This window comes from Microbacterium mitrae (assembly GCF_008017445.1).
Lineage (GTDB): Bacteria > Actinomycetota > Actinomycetes > Actinomycetales > Microbacteriaceae > Microbacterium > Microbacterium mitrae.
Window position 1 is genome coordinate 142,697 of record NZ_VRSW01000001.1, and the last position, 15,376, is coordinate 158,072.

Sequence of the window (15,376 nt, forward strand, 5' to 3'; positions counted from 1 at the left end):
ATGAGAAATGTGAGCGACGTGCGCATCAACCCCAGCATTCTGTCTGCCGACTTTGTCAACATGGAGCGTGATCTGCAGCGCATCGGTGCCGCAGACTTTGTACATGTCGACGTGATGGACAACAACTTTGTACCGAACCTCACGTTCGGGTCGCAGATGACCAAGCGGGTGCAAGAGACGAGCCCCGTGCCGCTTGATGTTCACCTCATGATCAACGACTGTGATCGGTGGGCACCGACCTATGCCGAGCTTGGCGTTGCGTCGGTGACGTTTCATGCCGAGGCCACGGCCGACCCGGTCGCCACCGCGCGCCGGGTGCGAGAAATCGGCGCGCGTGCGGGAATCGCATTACGCCCCGGAACCCCGGCCGAGTTTCTCTACGACATCCTCGGTGAATTCGATCAGATCCTGGTGATGACGGTCGAACCCGGTTTCGGTGGTCAAGCATTTCAACCGCAGACCATGCCGAAATTGTCGGCGCTGGCAGCGCACGCTCGCGCGGTCGAATCTGATGTCTGGTTGCAGGTGGATGGCGGCATCAACGCCGACACCATTGCGATCGCCGCCGAAAACGGCGCCGACACGTTTGTGGCAGGCTCTGCCGTTTTTGGCGCAGCAGACCCGGACGCCGCAATCATCATGCTTCGTGAGCTCGGTGAAACCGCGTATCACCGCCACCCTCACGGCTAGTAACCTAGAGGAGTGAAGACCTTCGACGATCTGTTTGCAGAGCTCAGCGACAAGGCGACGGCGAGAGAATCCAACTCTCGCACCGTCGAACTCTTGGACGCCGGGGTGCATACCATCGGCAAGAAGGTCGTGGAGGAGGCCGCTGAAGCCTGGATGGCCGCCGAGTACGAGTCAGACGACGACCTCGCGCTGGAACTTTCCCAGCTGCTGTACCACGCCCAGGTTCTGATGTTGGCCAGGGGAATCACCCTCGCCGACGTATACCGTCACCTGTAAAAACTTCACCGAAAGCCCACCATGCTTCGAATTGCCCTGCCCAATAAGGGATCCCTCTCCGAGACCGCCTCATCGATGTTGGCCGAAGCCGGCTACACCGGTCGTCGCGATCCTAAAGACCTGCACGTTATCGACGCCCCCAACGACGTCGAATTCTTTTACCTCCGCCCCCGAGACATCGCTACCTACGTTGCCTCTGGCGCACTCGACGTCGGCATCACGGGCCGAGACCTGCTGCTCGATGTGCGCATGCCAGCGCGCGAAATTGAGGCACTCGGGTTCGGTGACTCGACCTTTCGCTTCGCAAGCCGCCCCGGCCGCTTCTCCGAGCTGAAAGACCTCGAAGGCTTCCGGGTGGCCACCGCCTACCCGGGTCTCGTTGACCGTTTTCTCGACGAACACGGTGTTGCCGTTGACCTGGTTCCGCTCGACGGTGCCGTGGAGTCGGCCGTCGAGCTCGGAGTCGCTGATGCCGTCGCAGACGTCGTCTCGACCGGAACCACGCTGCGGCAAGCAGGGCTGGAGATCTTCGGCCCGGTGCTGTTGCAGTCGGAGGCGGTACTGATCGCCGGCCCGCACGACGTGGACGGCACCGAAACGCTGCTGCGTCGCCTGCGCGGCGTGATGGTCGCCAGACGCTATGTGCTCATCGACTACGACCTGCCATCGCACCTCGTTGACCAGGCCGTCGCCCTGGCACCGGGAATCGAATCGCCAACCATTTCACCGCTGCGCGATCCGGCCTGGGTTGCGGTGCGTGTGATGAGCCCCCGCAAGTCGGTCAACCGGGTGATGGATGACCTCTACGCCATTGGTGCGCGAGCGATTCTGGTCACCGCCATTGACGCCGCGAGGCTCTGATGACTGTCGCAACCCGCGTCATTCCCTGCCTTGATGTCGCCGACGGCAAAGTGGTCAAGGGCGTCAACTTTCAGAATCTGAAGGAGATGGGGGACCCGGTTGAACTGGCGGCTCGCTACTTTGACCAAGGCGCAGACGAGCTCACCTTTCTTGATGTGACGGCCACGGTTGATAACCGCTCCACGATGTACGACGTCGTGCGCCGCACCGCCGAGCAGGTGTTCATTCCGCTGACCGTTGGCGGGGGCGTCCGAAGCGTTGACGACGTTGCCCGACTGCAGGCGGTCGGTGCCGACAAGGTTGGCGTGAACTCTGCGGCGATCGCTCGCCCCGAACTGATCTCTGACATTGCCGACCGCTTTGGCTCGCAGGTGCTGGTGCTCTCGCTGGATGTGAAGCGCTCCAATGTCGTGCCGAGCGGCTTCGTTGTAACGACCCACGGCGGTCGCAAAGAGACCATGATCGATGCGCTGGATTGGTCGCGCGAAGCGATGGAGCGCGGCGTGGGGGAGTTGCTCGTCAACTCCATCGACGCAGACGGAACCCGCGAGGGCTTTGATCTGGAGTTGGTTCGTCTCATGCGCGAAATTGCCTACGTGCCCGTTATCGCCTCCGGCGGTGCCGGTGCGGTGGAACACTTTGCACCAGCCGTCGAGGCGGGAGCAGACGCAGTCCTGGCCGCCAGCGTGTTTCACTCCGGTCTGTTCACCATCGCCGATGTGAAGACGGCACTTCGTGATGAGGGGGTGCTGGTTCGATGACCGCACCGCTGTTTCCGCGCGTTGTTTTCAACGCCGACGGCCTGGTTCCGGCCATCGTTCAGCAAGCTGACACCAAAGAGGTGCTGATGCTGGCGTGGATGGATGAGGAGGCGCTACGCCGAACCCTCACCGAGGGGCGCGTCACCTACTGGTCGCGCTCGCGCGGGGAGTATTGGCGAAAGGGCGACACGTCGGGCCACATTCAGACGCTCGTGTCGGCCTCGTACGACTGCGACGGCGACACCGTGCTGCTCCTGGTTGACCAGACGGGCGCGGCATGTCACACCGGAACCCACACCTGCTTTGACGAGCGAGAGTTGCGTATCGAGGGCACCGCATGATGAAGCGTGCTCGTCTGCTGAGCGTATTGAGCATTCTCGCCGGTGGCCTCTTTGGGCTGATCGCGTCTACGCAAACGTGGCTTGACGCCACGATCAACGACGGCGCAGCTGAGGCGATCCACGTACCGGGTGCCGACGCAATTCCGCTCCTCGCCCCCCTGAGCCTGGCCGCGATCGCCGCAGCCATGACCCTCAGCATCGCGGGGGTGGCGTTTCGCTATCTCATCGGCGCGCTCGTGGTCATCATCGGCATCGCGTTGCTCACGTTTAACGTGCGTCTGCTGACCGGCGCCTCCGCGCAAGACGTGGCGGCGGCCGTGACCGAAGCCACCGGTATCGCGGGGGAGTCGGCGATCGCCGATATGGTGACCTCACTCACGCAAACCCCGTGGGTACTGGTGACGATCATCGCCTGGTTGCTCGTGATCGGTGGCGGCGTCATCACCCTCATCACGGCGCGATCGTGGCCGGCTTCCGGCAAAAAATATCGCGTCGCGGCTGGCGGAGCACACCACTCCGGGCCACTCGACAAGATCGACTCATGGGACGAGCTGAGCCGCGGCGATGACCCAACGCAGAGCGCCTGACGGGCGTCAGCCCACATTCCCGATAGACTGAAAATTCCCTAACGACTTCCTCGGAGGACAACTATGAGCAACCCGATCGACGACCCCGGCCACGGACACTCACCTGCCGCGTGGACCGCTGTGACGATCATGCTCCTTGCTTTCGTTGTCGGAACCTACTTCTTTGTTTCCCACAACGAAATCGGCGTCTATGTTTCGGCTGGCCTGCTGGTCGTCGGACTGCTCGTTGGTTGGCTGATGGCCAAGCTGGGTTGGGGTGTTAAGGGCCCGAAGTACGTTCCGAAGGGTCACTGATGGCACTCGCCGACCTGACGGCCGGCGCAGTAGCTGACGCTCAGGAGTGCGAAGCACAACGGCCGCTGGCTGAGGTGGAACGCGACGCTCTTGCGCGCCCGGCAGCAATCGATGCGCTCGCCGCGCTTGCGCCGGCCGATGTCGTCAAGATCATCGCCGAGGTGAAGCGAGCCTCACCGTCGCGGGGCGATCTGGCAGACATTCCAGACCCGGCGCATCAGGCTGCGCTCTACGAGCAGGGCGGCGCGTCGGCGATCAGCGTGCTGACCGAGCGCCGCAAGTTCAAGGGGAGCCTTGCCGATCTGGAGGCTGTTCGCGGGCGTGTCTCGCTGCCCGTCTTGCGCAAAGATTTCATCGCCACCGAGTATCAGGTGTTTGAGGCGCGCGCAGCTGGCGCCGACCTCGTCTTGCTGATTGTTGCCGCGCTTGACCAGGCCACGCTTGATCGCCTTTACCGGCTGATCGTCTCGCTCGGCATGACGCCGCTGGTTGAGACGCATTCGGCCGAGGAGCTGGAGCGGGCCAAGGCGATCGGCGCGAAGCTGATCGGCGTGAATGCCCGCAATTTGTCAACCTTTGAGCTTGATCGCAACCTTTTTGGCACGTTGGTTGATGCCTTCCCGGCAGACGCCATCAAGATCGCCGAGTCTGCGGTGCTCACCCCGGCCGACGTCGCCCACTATCGCGCCGCGGGCGCCGATGTGGTGCTGGTGGGCGAGGCCCTGGTAACCGGTGATCCGGTCGCCACACTGAAACAATTTCTGGCGGTATAAATCATGAGTCTTCGCGACGAACACGGACCCTTCTACGGCGACTTCGGTGGCCGGTATATGCCGGAATCTCTGATCGCGGCCATCGATGAGCTGACCGCGGTGTGGGAAGAGGCGATGGCCGATCCCGCATTCATCGCGGAGTATCGAGGCCTGCTGCACTCGTACGCCGGTCGTCCCTCGGTCATCACCGAGGTTCCGCGTTTTGCCGAACACGCCGGGGGTGCGCGCATCATCCTCAAGCGCGAAGACCTCAACCACACCGGTTCACACAAGATCAACAACGTGCTCGGTCAGGCATTGCTTACCAAGCGCCTGGGCAAGACGCGTGTGATCGCCGAAACCGGTGCCGGTCAGCATGGTGTTGCAACGGCGACGGCTGCCGCGCTGTTTGGCCTTGACTGCACCATCTACATGGGCGAGGTCGACACCGAACGTCAGGCGCTGAACGTGGCGCGCATGCGGTTGCTGGGTGCAGAAGTGATCGCGGTGAAGACCGGATCACGCACGTTGAAAGACGCGATCAACGATGCCTACCGTGACTGGGTAGCCACCGTCGAGACCACCAACTACATTTTCGGCACCGCCGCCGGCCCGCACCCCTTCCCGGCGATGGTGCAGGGGTTCCAAGCCATCATCAGTGAAGAAGCCCGCGCGCAGATTCTCGACCTGACCGGGAAGCTCCCCGACGCGGTTGTTGCCGCCGTTGGTGGCGGATCCAACGCCATCGGAATGTTCGATGCGTTTCTCGATGACGAGGGCGTTGCCCTGTATGGCGTCGAGGCGGCAGGCGACGGCGTTGACACGCCCCGTCACGCGGCCTCGATTGAGCGCGGGCGCCCAGGCGTGCTACACGGCTCAAAAACGTACGTGCTGCAAGACGAAGACGGTCAGACGATCGAATCGCACTCGATCTCGGCGGGTCTCGACTACCCCGGAGTTGGACCCGCGCACGCGTGGCTAGCCTCCATCGGTCGCGCGCAGTACATTCCGGCCACCGATGACGAAGCGATGCAGGCGCTGCGCCTACTCAGCCGCACCGAGGGCATCATTCCGGCGATTGAATCAGCACACGCCCTTGCGGGCGCGATGCGCCTGGGCCGCGAGCTCGGACCGGACGCCATCATTGCGGTGTGCCTGTCGGGCCGTGGCGACAAAGACATGGAGACCGCGGCGCGGTACTTCGATCTTTACGACAAGGAGCAGGCATGAGCCGGGTAGAAGCGGCGATTGCCGCAGCCGAGGCCCAGGGGCGCGGCGTGCTGATTGGCTATCTCCCCGCTGGCTTTCCTGACGCGGAGACCGCCATTGAGGCAGCCGTCGCATTGGCAGAGAACGGCGCCGACATCATCGAGCTCGGCCCGCCGTATTCTGACCCGGTGATGGATGGCGAAATTATCCAGCAGGCGACGCAGCAGGTGCTGGCCGCCGGCTTCCGCCTTGCCGACCTCTTTCCAGCGATCAAGGCCATCACGGAGCGCGTCGATGTTCCGGTCGTTGTAATGACCTACTGGAACCCGGTCATGCAGTACGGCGTCGATCGATACGCCGACGATTTGCTGGCCGCGGGCGGAGCCGGACTCATCACGCCAGACATTACGCCAGAAGCTGCCGGCGAGTGGATTGCCGCCAGCAAGCGCACCGGGCTTGACCGCATCTTTCTCGCGGCACCGACCTCAACCGACGAACGCCTCAAGATGATCGTGGAGAACTCCACGGGCTTCGTTTACACGGTTTCTACCATGGGCATCACGGGGGAGCGCGCTCAGCTTGACGCTGCTGCGCGCACGCTCGTCGGTCGGTTGCGCCAGTATGGCCCGTTGCGGGCATGCGTAGGCATTGGCATCTCCACGCCGCAACAGGTTGCCGGCGTGCTTGAGTATGCCGACGGCGCCATCGTCGGAACCGCGTTGGTACGCTCGCTGCGCGATCATGGTGTCGCCGGTCTGGCTGAGACCACGCGTGCGCTGGCAGCCGGAACCCCTCGTCCTGGCGCGTAACGCGCCGTCAAAATCACGGAAGTAGACTTCTCACATGCAGTCCTTCGCACATAGCGTTGCCACGAGTATTCCCAGCCCGGAAATTAGCAGTTTCACGCTGGGACCGTTCACGATCCACTTCTACGCGCTGTGCATCATCGCGGGCATTATTGTCGCGACGTTCATGACGAATCACCGCCTCACCAAGCGTGGTGCTGAGCCGTGGGTGGTCATCGACATCATCCTCGTCGCCGTGCCCCTTGCCCTCGTCGGCGCCCGGTTGTTCCACGTGTTCACCCACATGGGGGACTACTTCGGCCCTGAGGTTACTGACCCGTGGGCGTGGATCAAGATCTGGGAGGGCGGCATTGCCATCTACGGCGCCCTGATCGGTGGCGCCGTGGGTGCCTGGATCGGCTGCCGCTGGACGGGCATTCGCTTCACGGCGTTTGCCGATGCACTGGCACCCGGCATGCTGCTCGCCCAGGCGATGGGACGCTTCGGCAACTGGTTTAACCAGGAGCTCTATGGCTTGCCAACCGACCTGCCGTGGGGTCTGGAAATCTCGCCAGGAAACCCCGCGCTGCCCATCGGTGCGGCACCCGACACCCTGTATCACCCCACGTTCCTGTACGAAGTGATTTGGAACACCCTCGGCGTGCTGGTGCTGCTGTGGCTCGGCCGCAAGGCCAGCATGCAGTGGGGCCGCCTGTTCGCGGTCTACCTCATCTGGTACTCCGCCGGCCGCATCGTATGGGAGTCGATCCGCATCGACCCGAGCGAAATCATTCTGGGCCTGCGCACCAACGTATGGTCGGCGATTCTCGGCGTTGTCGTCGGATTGATCGTGCTTTTCGTTCAGCGCCGCCACTACGGTACGGAACCATCACCGTACGTTCCGGGGCGCGTGCCGCAGGCGACCGAGGTGGAGTACGTCGACACCTCTGCTCCCACCGAAGCAGAAGAGGCAGAAGAAGCCCGAGAAGTGGCCAAGGCCTAGCTCAACGCTGTCTGAAGAAAGTCGTGAAGATGCCCATCTTCACGACTTTCTTCGTTTGCGGAATTGTGAGTGGTCAGCAACCCGAAATGAAAATGCTAGGATTTCAAAACAATCTGTCGATGAGTCACTGTGAGCGAACCTCCTCCTGACTTTCATTTCCCCACCGGTCGCCACAAGCTCGCCCGAATTTGCCTGATTCTTTATCGGGCCTTCCGCACTTGGGCCAACGTCGTCCCAGTTACTGACCGCCACTTTTTGTGAGGACGACTTTTATGTCTTCGACCCCTCAACCAGCTCTCGTTGGCAACTTTCCCGCCAAACAGGGCATGTACAACCCTGCGTTCGAAAAGGACGCCTGTGGCCTGGCGATGGTCGCGACGCTTCGCGGCGAGGCCGGGCACGACATCGTTGCGCTCGCGCTCGAGGCGTTGCGCAATCTGGAGCACCGCGGTGCCATTGGTTCCGATGCCGGCACCGGTGATGGTGCCGGAATTCTGACGCAAATGCCCGACGCGTTCTTCCGCGAGGTGTTGGAGTTTGAGCTGCCGACCGTAGGCGAATACGTCGCCGGTATGGCTTTCTTGCCGCTTGATGACGATGAGCGTGAGGCACAGAAGCGCGGCATTGAGGCGATCGCCGAGTCTGAGGGGCTGACCGTGTTGGGGTGGCGCCTGGTGCCGACCGCGCCAGAAAACCTCGGCAAGCTCGCCTACAACGCACGCCCGCAGTGCGAGCAACTGTTTCTGTCGCGCCCCGCGATCGGCGGCGCTCCGGCAATGAGCGGTCTTGACCTTGACCGTCTTGCCTACCGTCTGCGCGTCCGTGCTCGTACTGAGCAAGGCGCGTATTTTGTTTCGCTCTCCTCTCGCACGCTCGGTTACAAGGGCATGGTCACCACGCTGCAGTTGGAGCCGTTCTATCCCGATCTGCGCGACGACCGCTTTGCCAGCGAGCTCGCCGTCGTGCACTCTCGCTACTCGACCAACACCTTCCCGTCGTGGCCGCTTGCGCAGCCGCTTCGCATGCTCGCTCACAATGGCGAGATCAACACCGTCAGCGGCAACCGCAACTGGATGCGGGCGCGCCAGTCGCAACTGGAGTCTGAACTGCTTGGCGATATGGCGCCGCTGCTTCCGATCTGCACTCCCGGCGTGAGTGACTCTGCGTCGTTCGATGAGGTGTTGGAACTGCTGACCCTCACCGGTCGTAGCCTGCCGCACGCCATCATGATGATGGTTCCGGAGGCGTACGAGAAGCAGTCAGATATTGATCCGAAGCTGCGCGCGTTCTACGAATTCCACTCCATGCAGATGGAACCGTGGGACGGCCCCGCTGCGTTGATCTTCACCGACGGAACCGTTGTGGGCGCAACTCTTGACCGCAACGGTTTGCGTCCAGGACGGTGGACGGAGACGAAAGACGGACTGATCGTGATTGGCTCGGAGACGGGAGTGCTCGAGTTCGAGCCCGAGCGCATCAAGCGTCGCGGTCGCCTGCAACCCGGGCGCATGTTCCTCGTTGACACCGCCCAGCGCCGCATCATCAAGGACGACGAAATCAAAGAAGACCTCGCCAACCTGCACCCGTGGGAGGACTGGCTTGAGGGTGCGGTGCGCCTCGATGCGCTACCCGAGCGCGAACACATCGTGCACCCGGCCGCGTCCATCACGCGCCGCCAGCGCACGTTCGGATACACCGAAGAAGAGGTGCGCACGCTGCTCGCCCCGATGGGCCAGACCGGTGCTGAGCCGCTGGGCGCCATGGGTTCAGACACGCCAATCGCGGTGCTGAGCGACCGGCCGCGCCTCCTGTTTGACTACTTTGTGCAGCAGTTCGCTCAGGTCACCAACCCGCCGCTGGATTCGATTCGTGAAGAGGTTGTCACGTCGTTGCGCATCGGCATCGGGCCGGAGCGCAACCTCCTCACGTGGGGCCCGGAACACGCACAGAGTGTCACGCTGGACTTCCCGGTGATTGACAATGACGAGCTCGCGAAGATTCAGCACATCAACAAGGCGCTTCCGCGACGCAAGAGTGTGACGATTCGCGGCCTGTACCACTTTGATGCCGGCCCCGGAACCATGCAGAAGCGTCTGGCAGAAATGTGCGCGGAGGCAGATGCGGCCATCGAAGACGGTGCCGAGTTCTTGATCCTCAGCGATCGCGACAGCAACAAAGACCTGGTTCCGATTCCCTCGCTGCTGATGACCGCTGCAGTTCAACACCACCTGATCCGCAACCAGACGCGCATGAAGGTGGGCCTGGTGATCGAGGCCGGCGACGTGCGTGAGGTTCATCACGTGGCCACTCTGATCGGCTACGGCGCCTCGGCGGTTAACCCGTACCTCGCGATGGAGACCGTTGAGTGGCTGGTGCGCACCGGCCGTATCTCCGGAGTCACCGAGCAGAAGGCCGTGCAAAACCTGATCTACGCGCTCGGTAAGGGCGTGCTCAAGGTGATGAGCAAGATGGGCATCTCGACCGTGCGCTCATACGCCGGCGCTCAGGTTTTCGAGGCGATTGGCCTGTCGCAAGAGGTCATCGACGAATACTTCACCGGCACCGAGTCCAAGCTCGGTGGCATTGGAATTGACGAAATTGCGGCCGAAAACCAGGCCCGTCACGACTACGCCTACCCGGAAGACACCGCCGTTCGCGCCCACGAGCGGCTGTGGACCGGCGGCGAGTATCAGTGGCGTCGCGAGGGTCCGCCTCACCTCTTCAACCCGGAGACGGTGTTCCGTCTGCAGCATTCAACGCGCACGCGTCGCTATGACATCTTCCGTGAGTACACCAAGCTTGTCGACGACCAGGCGTCCGAACTGAAGACCCTGCGCGGCATGATTTCGCTGCGCACCGGCGTGCGTCCGCCGGTGCCGCTGGATGAGGTCGAGCCGGTGTCAGAAATCGTGAAGCGATTCTCCACCGGTGCGATGAGCTACGGTTCGATCTCGCAAGAGGCGCACGAGACGCTCGCGATCGCGATGAACCGTCTAGGCGGCAAAAGCAACACGGGGGAGGGCGGCGAGGATGTTGAGCGCCTGCTCGACCCGGAACGCCGTAGCGCCATCAAGCAGGTCGCGTCGGGCCGATTTGGCGTCACGAGCCTGTACCTGACCGAGGCAGAAGACATTCAGATCAAGCTGGCGCAGGGAGCGAAGCCCGGTGAGGGTGGCCAGCTCCCGCCGGAGAAGGTATACCCGTGGGTCGCTCGCACGCGCGGCGGTACCCCCGGCGTGGGCCTCATTTCGCCCCCGCCGCACCACGACATCTACTCCATCGAAGACCTCAAGCAGCTCATCTTCGACCTCAAGCGCGCGAACCCCTCGGCTCGCATTCACACCAAGCTCGTCAGCCAGTCGGGTATCGGTGCGGTTGCAGCCGGTGTCGCTAAGGCGTTGAGCGATGTGGTGCTGGTTTCGGGCCATGACGGCGGAACGGGCGCGAGCCCGGTGAACTCGCTCAAGCACGCCGGCTCGCCGTGGGAGCTGGGGCTTGCCGAAACGCAGCAGACCCTCATGCTCAACAACATGCGCGACCGCGTGGTGGTGCAGGTCGATGGCCAGCTGAAGACGGGTCGCGACGTCGTGATCGGCGCGCTACTGGGAGCGGAGGAGTTTGGTTTCGCGACCGCACCCCTCGTTGTCAGCGGCTGCGTCATGATGCGCGTCTGCCACCTGGACACCTGCCCGGTCGGCGTTGCGACCCAGAACCCGGTGCTGCGCTCACGCTTTACCGGCAAGCCGGAGTTCGTGATCAACTTCATGGAGTTCATCGCCCAGGAGGTGCGGGAGTACCTCGCAGAGCTCGGCTTCCGTACGCTCGACGAGGCTGTCGGTCACGCCGAACTGCTTGACACCGACGGCGCTATCGCGCACTGGAAGGCACGTGGTCTTGACCTCACGCCGATTCTGGTGGGCCCAGAACTGCCGCACGATGCGCCGCGCAAGCACCTCCGTGAACAAGACCACGAGCTTGACAAGCACTTTGACGTCGCGCTCCTGGAGCACGCGCGCCCCGTGATCGAATACGGCGGACAGGTCACCATCGACCTCCCCATCCGCAACACCGAACGCGCGGTCGGAACGATGCTTGGCCACTTCGTGACGAAGAAGCACGGCGAGCACGGTCTGCCGCACGATTCGATCGTGGTGAACCTCACGGGCTCAGCCGGTCAGTCTTTCGGCGCATTCCTGCCCGCAGGGATCACTCTTCGCCTTGAGGGCGACTCGAACGACTACGTCGGCAAGGGTCTCTCCGGCGGCCAGATCGCCGTGCTGCCGCCGCGCGGAGCCACGTTCGATGCCGCACGCAACGTGATTGCCGGTAATGTCATCGGCTACGGTGCGACGCAGGGAACCATGTTCCTGCGCGGTGTTGTTGGTGAGCGATTCTTGGTGCGCAACTCTGGCGCGACAGCCGTGGTTGAGGGTGTCGGAGACCACGCTTTGGAATACATGACCGGCGGTCTCGCGGTGATTCTTGGTTCCACCGGCCGCAATTTTGGCGCCGGAATGTCGGGCGGAACCGCGTACGTTTATCGCCTGCGCCGTGAACTGGTGAATCGCGACGCGCTGCGCTCGGGTGAACTGGAGATTCAGTCGCTCGGCTCAGCCGATCGCGAGATTCTGCGTGACCTGCTTACCCGTCACCAGGCAACGACCGGATCGTCTCGCGCGGCATCGCTGCTTGCCAACTTCCACGACGAAGCGCCGAACTTCGTTCGTGTTGTGCCGCGTGACTACGCGGCCGTACTCAAGACTCGTCAGGACGCCGCGGCCGAGGGGTTGGACCCCGATGGCACGGTTGTCTGGAACCGCATTTTGGAGGTGACAGGTGGCTGATCCGAAGGGCTTCCTGAAGGTTACGGAGCGCGAGCTCCCCAAGCGTCGGCCGGTGCCGGTTCGCATCATGGACTGGAAAGAGGTGTACGAGCCTGGCGACAAGGCCGTGCTTCGTCGCCAGGCCGGTCGCTGCATGGACTGCGGTATCGCGTTTTGTCACCAGGGTTGCCCGCTGGGCAACTTGATTCCCGAGTGGAACGATCTGACGTGGCGCGGCGAAGGGCGCCAGGCTATCGAGCGTCTGCACGCCACGAATAACTTCCCCGAGTTCACCGGGCGGCTGTGCCCGGCACCGTGCGAAAGTTCGTGCGTCTTGGGAATCAACCAGCCGGCCGTCACCATCAAGCAGATCGAAGTGTCGACTATCGATGAGGCGTTCGCTAACGGTTGGGTGCAGGCACAACCGCCCGGCCGTATCACCGGCAAGACGGTCGCTGTCGTTGGTTCCGGCCCCGCGGGCCTTGCCGCGGCGCAACAGTTGACGCGCGCCGGCCACACGGTTGCCGTGTTTGAACGCGATGACCGCATTGGCGGGTTGCTGCGGTACGGCATCCCCGACTTCAAGATGGAGAAGTCGCACATTGAAGATCGCATCCGCCAGATGCAGGACGAGGGTACGCGTTTTCGCGCCGGGGTTGAGATCGGCAAAGACATCACCTGGAGCCAACTGCGTGACCGCTACGACGCGGTGATCGTTGCGACCGGTGCGACCGTGCCGCGAGATCTGGCAATTCCTGGCCGCGATCTGCCCGGCGTGCACTTCGCCATGGAGTATCTCGTCGAATCGAACAAGGCGATCGCCGGAGACACGGTCACCAACCAAATCACCGCTGAAGGCAAGCACGTTGTCGTCATCGGAGGTGGTGACACCGGAGCCGACTGCATCGGAACCGCGCACCGCCAGGGCGCGCTCAGCGTAACGAACCTCGCGATCGGGCATCAGCCCGGCGAAGAGCGCCCCGAAAGCCAGCCCTGGCCGATGATGCCGACACTTTTCGAAGTGCAATCGGCACATGAAGAGGGTGGCGAGCGGGTTTATCTCGCCTCGACCGTTGAATTCTTGGCGAACGAGGCGGGGGAGGTGCGTGCCCTTCGCGTCGCTGAAACCGAATTCATCGACGGTAAGCGCGTGCCAAAGTCGGGCAGCGAGCGGGAGATTCCTGCTGACCTGGTGCTCATCGCCATGGGATTCACCGGCCCCGAGCGTGACACGCTGGAACCCCAGGTCAAGGCACCCTTTACCGCGCGCGGAACCATCGCTCGCGAAGATGACTTCCACACGTCCCTCCCTGGTGTATTTGTCGCCGGTGACGCTGGCCGCGGCCAGTCGCTCATCGTGTGGGCAATCGCCGAGGGGCGTGCGGCAGCGGCGCATGCCGACGCGTACCTGATGGGTACAACGTCGTTGCCTGCGCCTGTCCGGGCGAGTGATGTCGCTATCGGACTACCGCATCAGTAGGCTGGAGATGGCCAGCTGATGGCCACAGAACCCTAACAACCGGAGCACATACGGATGAGACGCGCAAAAATCGTCGCCACCCTGGGTCCTGCAACATCCACATATGAAACCGTTCGATCGCTTCTTGAAGCGGGCGTTGACGTCGCACGGCTGAACCTCAGCCACGGCGACTATTCGGTGCACGAGGCAAACTTTGCCAACGTGCGTCGTGCGGCAGACGACATCGGTAAGGCCGTTGCCGTTCTGGTGGATCTGCAGGGTCCCAAGATTCGACTCGGTAAGTTTGCCGACGGACCCCACGAACTCGCAGAGGGCGACCTCTTCACCATTACCACCGAGGAGATCCTCGGAACCAAGGAGCGCGTTGGCACGACGTTTAAGGGTTTGCCCCAAGACGTCAAGCCGGGTGACTTCCTTCTGATTGACGATGGCAAGGTACGCGTCGAGGTCGTTTCGACCGACGGCGTCGACGTTGTCACGAAGGTTATTGTCGCGGGAGCGGTGTCTAACAACAAGGGCATCAACCTTCCCGGCGTAGCCGTCAACGTGCCGGCGCTGAGCGAAAAAGATGAGGATGACCTCCGCTGGGGTCTTCGCATCGGAGCAGACCTCATTGCGCTGAGCTTTGTGCGTGACGCTCGCGATATTGAACGCGTGCACGAGATCATGCGTGAAGAGGGAAAGTTCATTCCCACCATCGCAAAGATCGAAAAGCCGCAGGCTGTTGCCGCGCTCGAAGAGATCGTCGATGCGTTTGACGGCATCATGGTCGCCCGCGGCGACCTCGGTGTTGAGCTTCCGCTGGAGGCGGTGCCGATCGTGCAGAAGGATGCGGTGGCGCTTGCTCGCCGCATGGCAAAGCCTGTCATCGTTGCCACGCAGATGCTCGAATCGATGATCACCAGCCCGGTGCCGACGCGCGCTGAGACCAGTGACGTCGCCAACGCCGTGCTTGATGGTGCAGACGCCGTCATGCTCTCCGGCGAAACGTCTGTCGGTGAATACCCGACGGTCGCTGTTGAGACCATGGCCCGCATCATTGAGTCGACCGAGGATCACGGCTTGGAGCGTATCCAGCCGCTGACCACGAAGCCTCGCACGCAGGGTGGCGCGATTACGCTCGCTGCCGCGGAGGTCGCTGACTTCGTCGACGCGAAGTTCCTCTGCGTGTTCACGCAGTCGGGCGACTCGGCGCGTCGCATGTCTCGCCTGCGTTCCAAGATCCCCATGCTGGCGTTTACGCCGCTTGAGGGCATCCAGCGCCGCCTGGCGCTGACCTGGGGAATCCGCGCAACCCTGGTCGAGATGGTCAAGCACACCGACCTGATGTACGTGCAGGTAGACAACTACCTGCTCGGCAACAAGTTGGCCGAGGTGGGCGACAAGGTTGTGGTGATCTCTGGTTCCCCTCCCGGAATCGTGGGGTCAACCAACGACCTTCGCGTGCACAAGGTGGGTGACGCCATTCACGGCGCAGCGCCCATCTACCAAGAGGTCAAGTAAGACGGAGAAGG

The 15,376-nt window shown here is 62.8% G+C and carries 14 protein-coding genes; all 14 read left to right on the forward strand.

What is annotated here, in order from left to right; genetic code table 11:
- The gene (gene rpe / locus FVP60_RS00625; protein WP_147824353.1) at positions 1-690 is read left to right on the forward strand and encodes a ribulose-phosphate 3-epimerase; all 690 of its coding nucleotides are present in this window, start codon (positions 1-3) and stop codon (positions 688-690) included.
- 12 nt (positions 691-702) lie between these two features.
- Positions 703-966 carry a phosphoribosyl-ATP diphosphatase gene (locus FVP60_RS00630; RefSeq protein WP_147824354.1) on the forward strand — a complete coding sequence of 88 codons (264 nt, stop codon included), beginning with the start codon at positions 703-705 and terminating at the stop codon, positions 964-966.
- A gap of 21 nt (positions 967-987) precedes the next feature.
- On the forward strand, positions 988-1,827 hold the full coding sequence (gene hisG, locus FVP60_RS00635; RefSeq protein ID WP_147824355.1) for an ATP phosphoribosyltransferase: 840 nt from the start codon (positions 988-990) through the stop codon (positions 1,825-1,827).
- Complete coding sequence (gene hisF, locus FVP60_RS00640) at positions 1,827-2,588, forward strand: imidazole glycerol phosphate synthase subunit HisF (protein WP_147824356.1); 762 nt, start codon at positions 1,827-1,829, stop codon at positions 2,586-2,588. Before hisG ends, hisF begins: the two co-directional genes overlap by 1 nt.
- The gene (gene hisI / locus FVP60_RS00645; protein WP_147824357.1) at positions 2,585-2,929 is read left to right on the forward strand and encodes a phosphoribosyl-AMP cyclohydrolase; all 345 of its coding nucleotides are present in this window, start codon (positions 2,585-2,587) and stop codon (positions 2,927-2,929) included. The genes hisF and hisI overlap by 4 nt, the downstream gene beginning before the upstream one ends.
- Positions 2,926-3,516, forward strand: coding sequence for a Trp biosynthesis-associated membrane protein (locus FVP60_RS00650; protein ID WP_246132409.1), 591 nt, complete (start codon positions 2,926-2,928; stop codon positions 3,514-3,516). The genes hisI and FVP60_RS00650 overlap by 4 nt, the downstream gene beginning before the upstream one ends.
- 63 nt (positions 3,517-3,579) lie before the next feature.
- Positions 3,580-3,810 carry an HGxxPAAW family protein gene (locus FVP60_RS00655; protein WP_147824358.1) on the forward strand — a complete coding sequence of 77 codons (231 nt, stop codon included), beginning with the start codon at positions 3,580-3,582 and terminating at the stop codon, positions 3,808-3,810.
- On the forward strand, positions 3,810-4,583 hold the full coding sequence (gene trpC, locus FVP60_RS00660; RefSeq protein WP_147824359.1) for an indole-3-glycerol phosphate synthase TrpC: 774 nt from the start codon (positions 3,810-3,812) through the stop codon (positions 4,581-4,583). Before FVP60_RS00655 ends, trpC begins: the two co-directional genes overlap by 1 nt.
- Before the next feature lie 3 nt (positions 4,584-4,586).
- The gene (trpB, locus tag FVP60_RS00665; RefSeq protein ID WP_147824360.1) at positions 4,587-5,792 is read left to right on the forward strand and encodes a tryptophan synthase subunit beta; all 1,206 of its coding nucleotides are present in this window, start codon (positions 4,587-4,589) and stop codon (positions 5,790-5,792) included.
- Positions 5,789-6,580: a tryptophan synthase subunit alpha gene (gene trpA / locus FVP60_RS00670; protein WP_147824361.1), complete on the forward strand. Its 792-nt coding sequence runs from the start codon at positions 5,789-5,791 to the stop codon at positions 6,578-6,580. The genes trpB and trpA overlap by 4 nt, the downstream gene beginning before the upstream one ends.
- Before the next feature lie 34 nt (positions 6,581-6,614).
- Positions 6,615-7,559 carry a prolipoprotein diacylglyceryl transferase gene (lgt, locus tag FVP60_RS00675; protein ID WP_147824362.1) on the forward strand — a complete coding sequence of 315 codons (945 nt, stop codon included), beginning with the start codon at positions 6,615-6,617 and terminating at the stop codon, positions 7,557-7,559.
- Between the two features lie 272 nt (positions 7,560-7,831).
- Entirely contained in the window at positions 7,832-12,403 is a 4,572-nt protein-coding gene (gene gltB, locus FVP60_RS00680) for a glutamate synthase large subunit (RefSeq protein ID WP_147824363.1), read from the forward strand.
- Complete coding sequence (locus FVP60_RS00685) at positions 12,396-13,862, forward strand: glutamate synthase subunit beta (protein ID WP_147824364.1); 1,467 nt, start codon at positions 12,396-12,398, stop codon at positions 13,860-13,862. The genes gltB and FVP60_RS00685 overlap by 8 nt, the downstream gene beginning before the upstream one ends.
- Positions 13,863-13,916: 54 nt before the next feature.
- Positions 13,917-15,365: a pyruvate kinase gene (pyk, locus tag FVP60_RS00690; protein ID WP_147824365.1), complete on the forward strand. Its 1,449-nt coding sequence runs from the start codon at positions 13,917-13,919 to the stop codon at positions 15,363-15,365.
- Positions 15,366-15,376: the final 11 nt, after the last annotated feature.

Excerpts from the sequence above, each read along its gene's own strand:
- rpe (WP_147824353.1), top strand. The coding sequence starts at position 1 with ATGAGAAATGTGAGCGACGTGCGCATCAACCCCAGCATTCTGTCTGCC.
- hisG (WP_147824355.1), top strand. The coding sequence starts at position 988 with ATGCTTCGAATTGCCCTGCCCAATAAGGGATCCCTCTCCGAGACCGCC.
- hisF (WP_147824356.1), top strand. The coding sequence starts at position 1,827 with ATGACTGTCGCAACCCGCGTCATTCCCTGCCTTGATGTCGCCGACGGC.
- hisI (WP_147824357.1), top strand. The coding sequence starts at position 2,585 with ATGACCGCACCGCTGTTTCCGCGCGTTGTTTTCAACGCCGACGGCCTG.
- FVP60_RS00650 (WP_246132409.1), top strand. The coding sequence starts at position 2,926 with ATGATGAAGCGTGCTCGTCTGCTGAGCGTATTGAGCATTCTCGCCGGT.
- FVP60_RS00655 (WP_147824358.1), top strand. The coding sequence starts at position 3,580 with ATGAGCAACCCGATCGACGACCCCGGCCACGGACACTCACCTGCCGCG.
- trpC (WP_147824359.1), top strand. The coding sequence starts at position 3,810 with ATGGCACTCGCCGACCTGACGGCCGGCGCAGTAGCTGACGCTCAGGAG.
- trpB (WP_147824360.1), top strand. The coding sequence starts at position 4,587 with ATGAGTCTTCGCGACGAACACGGACCCTTCTACGGCGACTTCGGTGGC.
- trpA (WP_147824361.1), top strand. The coding sequence starts at position 5,789 with ATGAGCCGGGTAGAAGCGGCGATTGCCGCAGCCGAGGCCCAGGGGCGC.
- lgt (WP_147824362.1), top strand. The coding sequence starts at position 6,615 with ATGCAGTCCTTCGCACATAGCGTTGCCACGAGTATTCCCAGCCCGGAA.
- gltB (WP_147824363.1), top strand. The coding sequence starts at position 7,832 with ATGTCTTCGACCCCTCAACCAGCTCTCGTTGGCAACTTTCCCGCCAAA.
- pyk (WP_147824365.1), top strand. The coding sequence starts at position 13,917 with ATGAGACGCGCAAAAATCGTCGCCACCCTGGGTCCTGCAACATCCACA.